This is a genomic window from Aliivibrio kagoshimensis (genome assembly GCF_050337105.1).
Taxonomy (GTDB): domain Bacteria; phylum Pseudomonadota; class Gammaproteobacteria; order Enterobacterales; family Vibrionaceae; genus Aliivibrio_A; species Aliivibrio_A kagoshimensis.
This window is the reverse complement of record NZ_JAKJSQ010000047.1, coordinates 1-14,603: the sequence shown is the minus strand read 5'-3', so window position 1 is coordinate 14,603 and position 14,603 is coordinate 1. Positions and strand designations below refer to the sequence as shown.

The 14,603-nt window shown below is 43.9% G+C and carries 15 protein-coding genes and 1 pseudogene; 3 read left to right on the top strand and 13 right to left on the bottom strand.

All coding sequences use genetic code 11. From position 1 onward, the window contains the following. Positions 1 to 9 precede the first annotated feature (9 nt). From L4C32_RS14555 to pepE, 3 genes are all read right to left on the bottom strand, one after another. A complete protein-coding gene (locus tag L4C32_RS14555) occupies positions 10 to 516 on the bottom strand; it encodes a GNAT family N-acetyltransferase (protein WP_428197614.1) in 507 nt (168 codons plus the stop codon). Positions 517 to 570: 54 nt separating this feature from the next. Then, positions 571 to 1,911: a DEAD/DEAH box helicase gene (locus L4C32_RS14550; protein ID WP_428197613.1), complete on the bottom strand. Its 1,341-nt coding sequence runs from the start codon at positions 1,909 to 1,911 to the stop codon at positions 571 to 573. Positions 1,912 to 2,047: 136 nt separating this feature from the next. Then, on the bottom strand, positions 2,048 to 2,779 hold the full coding sequence (gene pepE / locus L4C32_RS14545) for a dipeptidase PepE (protein ID WP_428197612.1): 732 nt from the start codon (positions 2,777 to 2,779) through the stop codon (positions 2,048 to 2,050). Between the two features lie 299 nt (positions 2,780 to 3,078). On the opposite strand from pepE, the gene L4C32_RS14540 reads away from it, so the two are divergent. Further along, positions 3,079 to 3,354 carry a hypothetical protein gene (locus L4C32_RS14540; protein WP_428197611.1) on the top strand — a complete coding sequence of 92 codons (276 nt, stop codon included), beginning with the start codon at positions 3,079 to 3,081 and terminating at the stop codon, positions 3,352 to 3,354. Here the strand turns inward: L4C32_RS14540 and L4C32_RS14535 are convergent. The 5 genes from L4C32_RS14535 to L4C32_RS14515 form a co-directional block, all read right to left on the bottom strand. Continuing rightward, positions 3,351 to 4,886 (bottom strand): glutamate synthase-related protein, encoded by a 1,536-nt coding sequence (locus L4C32_RS14535; RefSeq protein ID WP_428197610.1) that lies wholly within the window; start codon positions 4,884 to 4,886, stop codon positions 3,351 to 3,353. The genes L4C32_RS14540 and L4C32_RS14535 overlap by 4 nt on opposite strands. Before the next feature lie 117 nt (positions 4,887 to 5,003). Then, positions 5,004 to 5,861 (bottom strand): PA4780 family RIO1-like protein kinase, encoded by an 858-nt coding sequence (locus tag L4C32_RS14530; RefSeq protein ID WP_428197609.1) that lies wholly within the window; start codon positions 5,859 to 5,861, stop codon positions 5,004 to 5,006. Positions 5,862 to 5,931: 70 nt separating this feature from the next. Beyond that, positions 5,932 to 7,188: a Y-family DNA polymerase gene (locus L4C32_RS14525; RefSeq protein ID WP_428197608.1), complete on the bottom strand. Its 1,257-nt coding sequence runs from the start codon at positions 7,186 to 7,188 to the stop codon at positions 5,932 to 5,934. A gap of 3 nt (positions 7,189 to 7,191) precedes the next feature. Next, positions 7,192 to 7,605: a LexA family protein gene (locus L4C32_RS14520; protein WP_428197607.1), complete on the bottom strand. Its 414-nt coding sequence runs from the start codon at positions 7,603 to 7,605 to the stop codon at positions 7,192 to 7,194. A 63-nt stretch (positions 7,606 to 7,668) separates the two neighbouring features. Next, positions 7,669 to 8,205, bottom strand: a complete 537-nt coding sequence (locus L4C32_RS14515; protein WP_428197606.1) for a helix-turn-helix domain-containing protein — start codon at positions 8,203 to 8,205, stop codon at positions 7,669 to 7,671. Positions 8,206 to 8,243: 38 nt separating this feature from the next. Here L4C32_RS14515 and L4C32_RS14510 point away from each other — a divergent pair, with 38 nt between their 5' ends. Continuing rightward, the gene (locus tag L4C32_RS14510) at positions 8,244 to 9,473 is read left to right on the top strand and encodes a benzoate/H(+) symporter BenE family transporter (RefSeq protein WP_428197605.1); all 1,230 of its coding nucleotides are present in this window, start codon (positions 8,244 to 8,246) and stop codon (positions 9,471 to 9,473) included. Here L4C32_RS14510 and L4C32_RS14505 read toward each other — a convergent pair. The 3 genes and pseudogenes from L4C32_RS14505 to L4C32_RS14495 form a co-directional block, all read right to left on the bottom strand. Beyond that, positions 9,453 to 9,593: pseudogene (locus L4C32_RS14505) on the bottom strand (aldehyde dehydrogenase family protein); the annotation flags it as partial. The gene L4C32_RS14510 and the pseudogene L4C32_RS14505 overlap by 21 nt on opposite strands. 162 nt (positions 9,594 to 9,755) lie before the next feature. After that, positions 9,756 to 9,893 carry a hypothetical protein gene (locus L4C32_RS14500; RefSeq protein WP_428197604.1) on the bottom strand — a complete coding sequence of 46 codons (138 nt, stop codon included), beginning with the start codon at positions 9,891 to 9,893 and terminating at the stop codon, positions 9,756 to 9,758. 201 nt (positions 9,894 to 10,094) lie between these two features. Continuing rightward, on the bottom strand, positions 10,095 to 10,661 hold the full coding sequence (locus L4C32_RS14495; RefSeq protein WP_428197603.1) for a DUF2301 domain-containing membrane protein: 567 nt from the start codon (positions 10,659 to 10,661) through the stop codon (positions 10,095 to 10,097). A gap of 247 nt (positions 10,662 to 10,908) precedes the next feature. Between L4C32_RS14495 and L4C32_RS14490 the strand changes: the two genes are divergently transcribed. Further along, on the top strand, positions 10,909 to 12,012 hold the full coding sequence (locus L4C32_RS14490) for a phosphoribosylaminoimidazolesuccinocarboxamide synthase (protein WP_428197602.1): 1,104 nt from the start codon (positions 10,909 to 10,911) through the stop codon (positions 12,010 to 12,012). A 60-nt stretch (positions 12,013 to 12,072) separates the two neighbouring features. Here the strand turns inward: L4C32_RS14490 and L4C32_RS14485 are convergent, their stop codons facing one another. Both L4C32_RS14485 and L4C32_RS14480 read right to left on the bottom strand, forming a co-directional pair. Further along, entirely contained in the window at positions 12,073 to 13,845 is a 1,773-nt protein-coding gene (locus L4C32_RS14485) for a flotillin family protein (protein WP_428197601.1), read from the bottom strand. 21 nt (positions 13,846 to 13,866) lie between these two features. Further along, positions 13,867 to 14,493 (bottom strand): OB-fold-containig protein, encoded by a 627-nt coding sequence (locus L4C32_RS14480; protein ID WP_428197600.1) that lies wholly within the window; start codon positions 14,491 to 14,493, stop codon positions 13,867 to 13,869. Positions 14,494 to 14,603 lie beyond the last annotated feature (110 nt).

The window sequence follows — 14,603 nt, the reverse complement described above, 5'->3', positions numbered from 1 at the left end:
GGCTTTTTTTTAGACAATTTTATAATAGTAGGAAGTACTGCACAGCTGTCCTTCTGGTGACAAAGCAAAATGAGGGATCTCTCCTGACTTTTTCCACTCCTGCTGTTGATAAAACTGCTCTGCTTTAGAGTCAGTTTGAGTATCAAGTACCATTAGTCTCACACTGTTTTCATAAGCGAGCTTGCTCACTTTTATCATCAATTGAGACGCGATGTTTTTTCGACGATGTGTGGGCAGTACAAATAATTTTTGCACTTCAGCACGATGCAATCCGTTTTCTTTATCGCACTTTTCAAGCTGTACAGACCCAATAATTTCGCCCTGTTCTTTAGCCACTAACAAAAAATAATCATCACTTAAATTTTTCGCTACATGATTCCAATAGTTCAACGCTTTCACAAGAGAAAGACCTTTTAAAAAGCCCAGGGACGCGCCCTCTTCCACCGACATCATCAATCCTCTTGATAACTGGTGTAGATCTTTTTCTGTTAATGTGTCTAATCGTTCAATATTCATCGACGGTGCTTCCTTGCCACTTCCTAGCTTTTTAAATTGTGCTATCCCTATCGCTTATGAAGCCGGTTTAGCTTGTCCACGTCGAGGGCTTAGTTTGCTGCCTGCAGGGCGGCTTGCCCCAGTGTGACGTCTGTTTTTACCCGTCGGTTTATTGCCTGAGGCATTGTTACCTGAGCGTTGGCCGTCACGATGGCCTGAACTTGGTTTTTTCGGCTTTTTCGGCTTAATTGGACGAGTATCCAAACGCGACTCTGGCAGGGCATGAACAGGAGTAAACCCTTCAATATCTCTGCGTTCAATAAGCTCTTGCGTGAGGCGTTCAATACCAAATAGATCAATCGCTTCATCAGCACACACTAATGAGATGGCTTGACCTTCTGCCCCTGCTCGACCAGTACGGCCAATACGGTGAACATAATCTTCAGACACATTTGGCAGTTCAAAGTTAACCACTTGCGGTAGCTGTTCAATATCCAGACCACGTGCGGCAATATCAGTGGCAACTAACACTTGAATTGCACCCGATTTAAAATTAGCCAGTGCTTTAGTTCGTGCCCCTTGGCTCTTATTACCATGAATCGCAGCCGACTTAATCTCTCTTTTTTCTAAGAAAGTACTTAAACGGTTCGCGCCATGTTTGGTGCGGGTAAAAACCAGTACTTGCTGCCATTTTTCGGTCGTGATCAGGTGAGCAAGTAGAGCTGGCTTCTGTTTTTTGTCTACCGGGCAGACCCACTGCTTCACGGTTTTCGCCGTGGCATTCTCAGGGTTCACTGAGATTTCAATCGGATCGTTAACAAACTCTTTAGCCAGTTTACGAATTTCCGGTGAGAAAGTGGCTGAAAAAAGTAAGTTTTGACGTTGGCTTGGTACCGCTTTTAGGATTTTACGGATATCACGAATGAAACCCATATCTAACATACGGTCAGCTTCATCCATCACCAATATTTCAAGTTGGTCCAGACGCACAGCCTTTTGATTCATCAAGTCCAATAAACGGCCTGGTGTGGCAACAAGGACATCCGCACCCTGACGCATACGCATCATTTGTGGGTTGATCTTCACACCACCAAACACAACGGCAGATGACATTGGTAAAAACTGATTGTACATCGCTACGTTGTCCGCTACTTGTGCTGCAAGCTCACGAGTCGGCGTTAATATCAGTGCTCTTACTTGGTTTGCTCGTACCTTTGGTCCAGTCGACAAGCGCTGCAACAACGGCAGTGTAAAACCAGCAGTTTTCCCCGTACCTGTCTGCGCCGCAGCCATAATATCTCTGCCTTTTAGTACGGCAGGAATCGCTTTTTCCTGAATTGGCGACGGTGTTTCATAGCCTTGCAGTGCAACGGCTTTTAGGAGCGGGGCAATAAGGCCCAGGGAGTCAAAACTCATAGTTCTATGTTCTCTTATTCTATTTTTTTGCTCGAATGAGCGGCGTGTAGCTTACAGCATGCAGTAACTAAGAGCTATCAATAAAAAAGCCCAGTGTTTATTGACACTGGGCTTGATGATAAACGCTGAATTAAGCTTAGCAGCTTTGCGCCATTAAGAACTGAATATCATCCTCTTCACCAAAATATTCGGCCTCTTGCTGATGACGGAACAGTTTCAACGGTTTTCCATTGGCGGCACGATAATGCAACTGCCCATCTTGTACATGTAACAGAGTTCCTTCAGGGATCCCAACGACCACTTCATGTTGGTTGATGGCCAGAAACTCTTCAATACGCTCATCACGAGTCTCTCCCATATGACCACTGATTGACGCTTCAATATAGTGTGGGTTAATTTGAAATGGCACTAAGTTCAATGCGGGTAGGATGGCCGCCGTTACAATAGGCATATCGTTTGTGGTGCGAATGGTTGGCGTTCCTACATTGGTTCCTGCACTCCAACCTATGTATAATTTATTCTCTTGCAGCACCGCTTTTCGAATCGGTCCAACCAAGCCAAGATCATGCAGCATTTTATTTAACACCCAGGTATTACCGCCACTGACTAAGATACCATCCGCCTCTTCTATGGCTTTTACTGGATCACCTGCAGTGTGTAAACCGGTGACTTCACAACCAAACTCTGCAAGGCTCTCTTGCAAAAGTGCCGTACGTTCATCATGACTACTGCGAATCACCGCGTAAGGAATCAATACGAGTTTTTTAGCACCGGTACGCTGTACAGCCTCTTTTATCCACTCAAGCCCAAACTCTAAAACCTTAGTATTACCTGGTAGTTTGCCGTTACTAAAAAGCATGATATCCATGGTGTTTCCTTTAATGAAATCGGTAAGTGAGCGGTTCGAATTCGAACCTTATTTATGAAGTTTGTAGCATTGTAAAAACAGTTCTTCGTTTTTGATGAGACTAGCATCACTATTTACTAAAAGTTTTATAAAACCAAATGCAACTGGCTAATAAGTCGCCATACTGTGCATTACTTTGCAGCAAAAACAACGATGGTGGCTATATCTGCTTACAAGTTGACTACAAATCATCTGCTTGGCGTGATTGAATTTGCGATATATGCTATCTTTATTGAATGTAAATTTTCAAAGTGCCTATTATGAAATCTCCAGTTGACAAATTACTCAACAAAAATCCAGAACTGACACATAGTGAACAAGTAAAAGTGACTTCTCACACCCAAAGAGAAGTGGATGATTGGATCTTACATACCATTATGATCGAGAACCATTTAGTCCCGTTTAAGTTTAAACGCAAAGGTGAGTATCGCTCTCTGACTGGGTCGCAAGTCAATATCACTTACTACCCAGTAACCGAAAAGATTGGTGGTTTTGAAATTGAAACGATGAAAGTGGTTAGAATTAAACGTACCTAGCCCATTCCGGAGTACTCCACCCCTGATAATCGAGCCATCTCTCTATGCCATGTTGCAACATCGGCGTGATTAAATTGACTCAAATGGTGGTGCCCACACGCTCTAGCCATCACCTGCATCAACTCAATTGATGCATTAAAGAATCGCGCTAACTGCTCCGCAGATTGCTGTACATTTAACTTAGCGCGTAACTCTGGCTTTTGTGTTGCAATGCCTGCTGGACAGTTGTTGGTATTGCACATTCTCGCGGCAACACACCCAATCGCCTGCATGGCACTGTTTGATACTGCCACGCCGTCGGCACCTAGTGCCATCGCTTTCACAAAATCCATTGGGGTTCTCAATCCTCCAGTAATGATCAGGGTAACCTCACCACTTTTCCCCACGTCATCTAAATATCGACGCGCTCTTGCTAGTGCTGGGATGGTTGGCACACTAATGTGATCACGAAATATCTCTGGTGCCGCGCCTGTGCCGCCGCCTCGTCCATCTAAGATGAGGTAATCCGCTCCAGTATCCAGTGCAAATTGAATATCATGCTCTATATGATTTGCGCTGAGTTTAAAGCCTATCGGAATGCCTCCAGACACTTCTCGGACTCTATCAGAGAAGCGCTGAAAATCAGAGACGGTCACTAAATCGGTAAATGTAGGGGGGGATATGGCGGGCTCTCCCTCTGGAATCCCGCGAACTTGGGATATTTTTCCGCGATTCTTATTACCAGGAAGATGCCCTCCGGTGCCCGTTTTAGCCCCTTGTCCCCCTTTAAAATGAAAGGCTTGTACGCTGCTTAATAGTGCTTCTTTATAGCCAAATTTTGCACTGGCCAGTTCATAAAAATAACGAGAATTTTCATCATGCTCTTCCGCTAACATCCCCCCTTCCCCTGAACAGATGCCGGTGCCTGCTAATTCTGCACCTCGCGCCAATGCAATTTTCGCCTCTTCTGATAGCGCTCCAAAACTCATATCAGAGACAAACAGCGGTATTTCCAATGTTAGTGGTTTGTCTGCCTTAGGACCAATGATCAGTTGAGTCTCGACGTTGGCCTCTTCCATTAAGGGCTTATTCGCCATTTGAGCGACCATAATTTGAATATCATCCCAGTGTGGTAACTCATGCCTAGGAACCCCCATCGACGTCATCGGGCCGTGATGGCCCATTTTCGATAATCCCTCTTTAGCCAGTTGGTGAATAAAAGCAACGGTTGGCTCTTCTGGTGTCGCTTCAGCCTTAGGCAAAGCATCTCCACCGACATTAATGATTTGCAGTTCACTGCCTATTTGCTCTGTGGTGATTTTCTTATGGCTACCATCACAAAAAGGCTGATTGACACTCTGTTTACAAGCACACAAATAGGCCTCACTGCTCTCTTCAGCAGTAAAACGCATTGACTTCATGCCACTGCCTTTATGTGAACCATCGCAAAAAGGTTGATTTGATGAACGACCACAGGTGCAGAAGTAGTAGTCCTCTCCCTTGGTTAAGCTCACTTTAATGGGTCTGTTATTCGCTACAATTGGCTTTGACATTGTGCTTCCTTATTATTTTTCTTCTTATTGATAATAGAAGAGTTATTTAATGTCAGCCCTGTTTGAAGCAAAAAAAAGCCACGCATAATAGCGTGGCTTAATTGTAATCGGTTGAGCTTAGTCTTGCTCTTCTGCCTCTTTTTGGCGCTCTCGTCGATACCTTTCCGCTTCCATCACTGCATTGATCTCTTCCATCAAGCCGTCAACATCCGCCTCTTCTGTACTTTCGACAAATTCGCCTGTCAACATGGTATCAGGGGTTAAATCACCCGCTTCATAAAGTGCCCACATCTCTTTGGCATAGTGGGTCTCTAAGAGAGCAGGAACGTATTGACCATAATAAGCGGTCATGTTATTCACATCGCGCTCTAGCATCCATTTCGCGTTGTTGTTTGCAGAGGCATCAACCGCTTGTGGTAAATCAATAATAACGGGGCCGTAAGAGTCTACCAGCACATTGAATTCAGACAGATCACCATGCACTAGGCCTGCACACAGCATTTTCGTCACGTACTCCATCATCACTTGGTGGTCTTCAATCGCTTGCTCTTCGGTGAGCAGAATGTCATTCAAGCGTGGAGCCACAGAGCCTTCGTCATCAGTCACCAACTCCATCAATAGCACGCCATCATAACAACCGTATGGCTGTGGGACACGAACTCCCGCTTTGGCTAAGGTAAACAGGGCATCGACTTCAGCATTTTGCCACACTTTCTCTTGCTCATCTCGGCCAAACTTGGAGCCTTTCTCCATCGCACGGGCACGACGACTATTACGGACTTTGCGCCCTTCTCGGTACTGTACCGCTTGTTTAAAGCTTCGTTTAGCCGCCTCTTTATACACTTTGGCGCAACGGATCTCTTCTCCGCAGCGCACAACATAAACAGTGGCTTCTTTACCGCTCATTAACTGGCTTAGGACTTCGTCCACTAGACCATCATCAACTAGAGGTTGTATTCGTTTAGGTATTTTCATTCCGCCGTTATACATGAGTTCAGAAGAATATGAAACATTGGGATTTCATTTATCACATAAAAAAACACCTTTAACAATTAACCTTTGGAAGATCCTGCCAGCAAGTGGTGTATTGTGGCGTTAAGTAGTTACGTCGCATTCCCCACTTAGGGTTGATCCCTTGAGCCGCTAGAAACAGCGCATCATCCCCATATTTCATGTTTAATCCATCAAACACCTGCATCAATTTGCGATTTGGCGGTGCGTAATCAAACAGATCAAACTGAGCATGTCGGCCATCAACCAAATCAATCAGCCCGACGCCGACCTTATAATACTCAACCCCTTGTTGAAACAGCTGTGAGATCCTGCTGCTGATCGCTTGGGTGAACATTAAGGTATCATCCGTTGGATAGGCAAATTTGTGCACCACCCTAAAACTGGCTGGATTTTCGTCATGGGGAGAGTTGGAAGCGAAAAGCATCATGACACGACACAGTGAGCCCTGTTGCCGAATTTTTGCAGCGGCAATGGCGGCATGTTTACTCAATGCTTGAGTTAATGCGTCGCGATCAACAATACGCTGCCCCATACTGCGGGTTGAAAAGACCTGTTTTTTATCAGCACGCGCCGCATCCCAGCTGTTGCAAGCGGTGCCGTTTAACTCTCGAATAGTACGCTCAACCCCAACATTGAACTCTTTTCTTGCCAACACTGCTGGGTATTTTGCTAACCGAAAAGCGCAATTAATCCCCATCGTTTGTAAACGTTTTGTGGTTTTTCGGCCAATGCCCCACACACTGGACACTGGCATCTGCTTAAGAATCTGCTCTCGTTGTCGTTCATTATCGATCACACAGACTCCGCTATAGCCTTGCATTTTTTTTGCTGCGTGATTGGCAATTTTCGCCAAGGTCAATGTTGATGCAATGCCGACACAAACAGGCAGACGACACTCCTTCCATACCGCTCGGCGCATTAACATGGCATGCTTGGCTAAATCGGGAATAGCAGAGCGTGAATGGTGAAAAGAGAGAAAAGATTCATCAATGGAGTAGACATGCTGCTCGGGGGCAAAGCGACCAATTACGTTCATCATCTTGGCAGAAAGGTCGGCGTACAGCTCATAATTGGATGAGAGTGCAATAATCCCTCGGTTTTCACACAATGATTTTTGTTGAAAAAAAGGCAGGAACTTTTTAATCCCTAACGCTTGGGCTTGACGGGTGGCAGCGACAATACAGCCATCATTGTTTGATAGCACCACCATAGGTTTGCCTCGCCACTCTGGTCTGAATACCTGCTCAGCACTGCAGTAAAAACTGTTGGCGTCCACCAGCGCATACATACTCTATTCAGCCTTGCGAGAGAGCAGTGGGCTTAAACGGTGACAACGTATTGAACGAACGACGACCCCTTCAATACTGAAGTTGTCATATTCATGAATCGCGACAGGTTGGTATTTGCTGTTGCTTGAGAGCAGCAGACGTTGCTCTGTATTGAGTAACTTACAGACAAACTCACCGTTCAAATTGGCGACAATCACATCCCCACTTTTGGCGTTCACATAGCGATCAACGATCAAAATGTCATGATCAAAGATCCCCACGCCTTCCATTGAATCACCGCTGGCTTGTCCAATAAAGGTGGAGCTGGGGTGCTCGATAAGCAACTCATCCAAACTCAGTGGGAGCTGTGAATACTCTGCGGCAGGGCTTTCAAAACCAGTAATACCCGCACTTACGCGGATAGGTATAACATTCATAACTCAAACTACTGTATATAAACACAGTTAAATAGTAATTCATCATGAATCAAAGGGCAATTCTTATCGATAGCTAATAATGTTGTGGATCATCGCAAGATCGTCCGACAAATTACGGTAGCCATGCACCTGATCAGCGGGAAATTTGACCACTTGACCCTGCTTTAAGCTGTGCCACTCTCCATCTAAGTAATACTCCATGCAGCCATCCACCACAATAATGTGCTCCACCACCCCTTCGTTGTGCGGATCAGAAAGGTATTCTCGCCCTGGTTCAAAGGTAATTTGGAAGGTCTCTAACCCCGTATTTTTATCGTAAGGAAACAGCGTCACAACTTGAATATCTTGCTCGTTATTCACTAACACAGGAGGGGTGGTCGTTGTCTCAAGATCCGTTAAGAAATAGGACAGAGGCCGCTTAAAACCATTGGCAATACTCCATAACCTAACAATGGTTGGGCTGGATTCACCGCGTTCAATCTGCCCTAACATTGCTTTGGATACACCCGTCTCTTTACTGGCTTGATCTAAACTCCAACCCTGTTGACTTCGTGCGTTTTTCAACCGAGAGCCGAGTGAATTATTGATATTTTTACTCATAATACCTTGTGCGCTATAACATACAGTGTTAATTTTGATTGTGCGCTATTACGCACACTCAGAGTGTAACACGTAAAAAAAGGGATAAAAAGATGAAGCAGGCAGGCTTAATACTCAACCGAATCAATACTGGTTTTATCGCCGTATTGGTTGGTTTTACCAGCACCGTTGCGCTTATCTACCAAGCGGCAATTAACCTAGGTGGTGATATTCAGATGGTATCAAGCTGGTTATTAGCATTAGGGTTGGGGATGGGTATCACCTCTATTGGTCTATCGCTCTATTATCGAGTACCTATTCTCATCGCTTGGTCAACACCCGGTGCGGCGCTGCTCATCTCAAGCACTCAAGGCTTCACTATCCATCAAGCAACGGGAGCGTTTCTGTTCTCTGCTGCTCTCATTACGCTCTCTGGTATCACTGGTTGGTTTGAAAAAACAATGAACAGAGTACCTCTGCCTCTCGCAAACGCAATGCTGGCTGGCATACTCATTAACTTTGGTATCAATACCTTTAACCTCATGGATCAACAGATCACTTTAGTCAGCTCAATGTTGTTGACCTATCTAGTATGCAAACATCTCTTTCCTCGTTATACGATGTTAGCTGTACTGCTGATCGGTTTTGCGACGGCGTGGTTATTAACCTTAATTGAACTGCCGCCTGAGTTAAGCTGGCAAATCAGTAGACTGCACTATATCCAACCTGAATGGAGTATTGCTGCTTTTATTAGTATTGGTCTGCCGCTGTTTGTCGTCACGATGGCATCACAAAACATTCCGGGTATTGCGGTATTAAAAGCACACGGCTATCAAGCACCCGTGTCCAGTACCATGACCGTCACAGGGGCTGCTAACTTATTGATTGCTCCCTTTGGCGGATTTGGTATTAACTTAGCCGCCATTACAGCCGCTATCTGTATGACCGAAAACGCAGACCCTGTCAGTAAACAACGCTATTGGACCTCGGTGGCCGCTGGTGTTTTCTATATACTGATGGGACTCGGTGCCGTCACACTAATGACTCTGTTTGACGCACTTCCGACAGCTCTCATTTTAGCCTTAGCCGGTATTGCTCTCTTCTCAACCATTGGCAACAGTTTGCAACTGGCACTTCACGACGTGCGCTACCGAGAAGCCGCACTGATCACTTTTATGGTGACCGCATCAAATCTAGAGGTATGGAATATCGGCTCTCCACTGTGGGGGGTTGTCGCAGGCGGCATCACCTTGTTGATACAACATCGGTTACAACCCGCCCATCAATAGGTATTTGATCTCGATATAATCTTCAATACCATACTTAGAGCCTTCTCTTCCTAGGCCTGACTCTTTGACTCCACCAAATGGTCCCACCTCGGTGGAAATAATACCTTCATTAATGCCGACACCAACGAGCTTATATCAATAACAATAACGTAAAGTTCATCTTCTACACAGCGACTACCTCTTGTGCACTGGCGAAAATTGAACAAGAGAGCTGGCCGAAATAATCCCCCTTAAAACGCAAAAACCGAGCCACTTCAAGGCTCGGTTCTTTCATTTTTGTCATTATATTACAACGACTCTGGGCTCAGAAAACCCCTCTTTACCCGCATCAGCCAACGCTTCATAGTGACTGTAGGCAGTAAAGATTTTAATTCTCGGTAAACCAAATTTAATGCCACTTACCAAATAACTTCTTAGCATAATTCAACCCTCACTTGGCCATAAATTATGAATCGTCCTTAACTCAACATACTCCCATTTCATTCTAAGGAGAACTCTACCGTAAACCTAAGCAGTTTAATAATTAGCTCAGTTTATAAAGCAGATAACTGTTAGTTATAATCCATAAAGAAAGGTTCAATTTATTGGGAAAATAAATGGCCAAGTAGGGGGAATTCTTGATCAAACTTGGTAGTTAGACTTGTCACCAATATCAAAATGCAGCGGCATTCTCCATTTAGCAACCGAAAGAAACAACATGACACCCGCTGACATCACCAATAGCAAAATTGTTACAAAATGTTGATTTAACGCCATCAAAATAACCGTTAGACACAGCAACCAAGGCATTGAACGTAAACCGGGAACTTTAAAACAAAACGCCTCTTTTACCGCGATGCCTGAAAAAGAGACAAAGATAAACCCTAATCCTATCCATTGAAATCCGGTCCCCGCAAACAACAGCAACAACACCAATCCAATCCAACTTGACCAGGTGATGATCATCCTGATTTTTTTATCATAAACATGCAGGTTAGCGCAACACATTGCCCCAGACAGCCCAATTAACGTGGTGATCACGGGCAAAAACAACTCCGGTATATCAAGAGTAATAAAGCCTAAGTGGTTGGATAGTCCCACAGCCATTAATAGTAGAGAGACTCCAAATAGAGTAATTCCACTACGGTAAACAAGCACACTCAGCTCATCTAATTTGTCTAATATCTCTTCATGCTCTGGATTGGCCATAACATCAACTCTTGCTGGTTAATTATAGAATTAAGTATAACACCCCTCATGATTTTGAGACCGCAAACTTCAGTAAGATCCGAGAAGATCACCGACAATAGCAAACGTTTGCATTTTTACTGGAAGCTTAAAATAGTTCTGGTATCATGCGCATTATCAAATAGGCTTCAGCCTTATTTATCATCCGGTAGCCGCTTTATTGCTCGGTTATTTAATGCTAATTTTGCTTTTGAAATAGGAATTCACCATGAGTCTTGCTGATCAAGTCCTCGCTGTAAATGACGACCTCCCAATCCGTACCGACAAACCGGTGCACAGCGGAAAAGTTCGCTCTGTATATTGGTTAACTGAAGCAGATAGCCGTCGATTGATCAAAGAGAAAGGCTATAACGTCGCTGCAGACGCACCTCTTGCCATCATGGTGATCAGCGACCGAATCTCTGCTTTTGACTGTATTTGGCACGGTGAAGGCGGAATGAAAGGCGTTCCTGGTAAAGGTGCCGCTCTTAATGCTATCTCTAACCATTGGTTTAAACTCTTTAAAGACAATAACCTAGCGGAAAGCCACATCTTAGACATCCCTCATCCATTTGTGTGGATTGTGCAAAAAGCCAAACCTGTCATGATTGAAGCCATTTGCCGCCAATACATCACAGGGTCCATGTGGCGTTCGTACTCTAAAGGTGAGCGTGAATTCTGTGGTATTGATGTACCAGAAGGCTTAGAAAAAGACCAGAAGATGCCTGAACTTTTGATCACTCCATCAACTAAAGGGATTTTAGAAGGCATTCCGGGTGTTCCTGCTGTTGATGATGTGAACATCACTCGTAAAAACATTGAAGATAACTTTGAAGCCTTTAACTTCCGCAAAAATGATGATATTGCTCACTATGAGAAGCTATTAAAAGAAGGTTTTGACGTGATCAGTGGTGAACTGGCCAAACTTGGTCAGATTTTTGTGGATACTAAGTTTGAGTTTGGTTATGTCACCGATGCACAAGGTCAAGAGAAGCTAATCTACATGGATGAAGTGGGTACGCCAGATTCATCTCGTATTTGGGATGAAGCCGCTTACCGAGAAGGAAAGATAGTGGAAAATTCAAAAGAAGATTTCCGCCAGCTTCTATTGAATCACTTCCCTGATCCAGATATTTTATTAAACAAAGACCGCATGCCAGAACGCGCAGCCCTTGCTCGTGATAACGATCTCCCACAAGATGTATTAATGCAGATTTCAAAAATCTACACTGGCATTGCTGAAAAGATTACGGGTAAAGAGATTGTCCTAAGCGAAAACCCTAAAGCGGAGATCATCGATATCTTACGCGAACAGTATGGTTTGGTTGATTAGTTTTAACGTTTCGTAGCATCCAAAAAAACGGGTATCTAATTGGTACCCGTTTTTTCAAGACTATTTCTCGATACTGTTTAGACCATTGGTCAAGCCGTTAATATCGCCATTAGATATACCAATTTCACTGAGTAATGAATCAAGCAGTGGGGCTTGACCACGATACCTTAAGGCACTATTTACTACTTGATCCGCTAAATTAGCTGAACCTTCTTGCTGAGACTCCCCAACAGATGCTGAACCAGCGCCACCGAAACCATCGACCTGAAGGATTTTAATCCCTTCGATGTTCTCCATCGGCTTAACACTTTCACGAATAATTCCTGGAAGGTTATTGATTAGTTCAAATTTTACCTGCATCGCAATCTGTTCGGCTGAGAGGAGGTTATTTGCTTCGTTAATCGATTGTTTACCTTTGGCATCCACTTTGTATCGAATCTCGGCGGCTTCAGCCAACAGTTTCTCAGCGATGGCTTTACCTTCTGCTTCCACGCGCAACTTATCCGATTCACCTTGTGCTTTGATTTTCACGGCTAGCGCATGATCCTCTGATGCCTGCTTTTCCGCTTCTGCAGCAACAGTGATCCCAATTGCGTTTTTCTCAGCTTCTTTATTCGCTTTAATCAATTCAACCTGTTTTTGACGTTCAGCTTGCTCTTGTTCTCTCGCGGTGATAACAGACTCTTCTGCTCTTACCGCTTCTGCCAGTGCAATGTCTGCTTCCGTTTTTGCTTCAGATTGGGCTTTTGAACGCTCTGCAATGGCAATAGCACGGTCCTGCTCAGAGAGCTCTACGGCTTTTAAACGCTCAATATCCGAGACTTCAATCGCACGTGTTTTAGCTATCTCTTTCTCTTTCAAATAGAGCTCTTTTTGAATGAGGTCTTCTTCAATGGTTCGCTCTGAAGTGATATTAGCTTGGGCGATCTGCTGTTTGGTATAAATAGCCACATCTTCTGCTTCTTGCTCTTTTTGCGCCCGTTCACGTTTTATTTCAGCATTCTGTGCCGCGCGTCTTACTTCAACTTCACGCTCTTGTTCCAGTCTTGAATATTCAATCTCCCTTTGCTGCTCAAATCGAGCGCCCTCTTCTTGTTTAGTGATCTCTAATTTCAAACGCTCTGCATCTAAATTCTTCTGCTTAATCTTAACCATGGTGTCTTGTTCAATATCATTACGCTCTCTTTTTCGCATCTCAATTTGTTGAGTAAGCAGTGTTAAACCTTGAGCATCAAACGCATTTTCAGGGTTCAAATGCTCTAAACTGGTTTGATCCAAACCTGTTAAGGAGACACTCTCAAGTTCCAAACCATTTTTCAACAGATCTTCTGAAACCGCGATCTGTACTTTTTGAACAAAATCTACCCGTTTTTCATGCAGCTCTTCCATTGCCATCTCTGCAGCAACGGAGCGCAGTGCATCCACAAATTTACCTTCAATGAGTTCTTTAAGTGCGTCGGGATGCATGGTTCTACGACCCAATGTCTGGGCGGCATTGGCTATAGACTCTTCTGTTGGCTGTACCCGAACATAAAATTCAGCTTGAACATCAACTCGCATGCGATCACGGGTGATCAACGCTTGCTGATCAGTACGCCTCACGTCTAATCGTAATGTATTCATATTCACCGGAATGATCTCATGCACAACCGGCAGCACGATAGAGCCACCATCCATGACAATAGATTGCCCTCCAAGTCCAGTTCTTACATATGCGGTCTCTTTTGAAGCCCTTTGATACAGTCTTGCGAAAATGCCACCAATCACAAAAATGGTCAGTACAGCACCTCCAGCAAAAACAGCGATTGTCTCAATACTACCTAGCTCGAACATAAATTATCCTTAATATATCTCTTATAATGTAAAACGTGTGCCCAAATATGATGCCCCGTTATTTTTCACCACAACGACTTCATCTCCTTTTACATAGGAGTCAGAATCATCATCAAATGGTTCAATCAGTACATAGTGCGTATAACCATTGTTATCCACTACTTTTGCTTCTGCTGGTTGCCCGCTCTTGGCGGTACCCAATGTAATCGTGGCAATTCGCCCTACAAAAGACTCTTTTGATACCGCACTGCTCTGATCACTAAAAAGCGGTTCAACCGCTCTACTAATAAAGTGAACTGCAAACAGAGAAACTGACATCGAAATGGCTACAGCAATAAGTACCGGTAGTGCCGAGTTAATTAACACCATTGCCAACATTTGGATAGCCAACCCTAAAATGCCAAAAACCGATAAAAAAAGAATAAGTAAGATAAGAAAGGGGACTTTACCTATATTCAGCCAGGCCAAGAACGAGTGAGAACTGCTGTTAACTGCATCAAACTCAATATCAGGCAAAATAGCATCAAACATATTAGAGAAACCCATTCCTAAAATTAAACTAACGATCTCTAAAAAGGTAAAAATCAACATAATTGAGAGTGAGATCGAAAAAGGAAGGTTTGAATCTTGTACTAAATACTCGAACATTGTGATATCCCTTTGATTATTTATATTCAACCACCTCCCTTATTGATAATATAGATAATAATACTTTAAATTCAATAACTTAAGCTGGATTGATATCAAAAACCTATCAG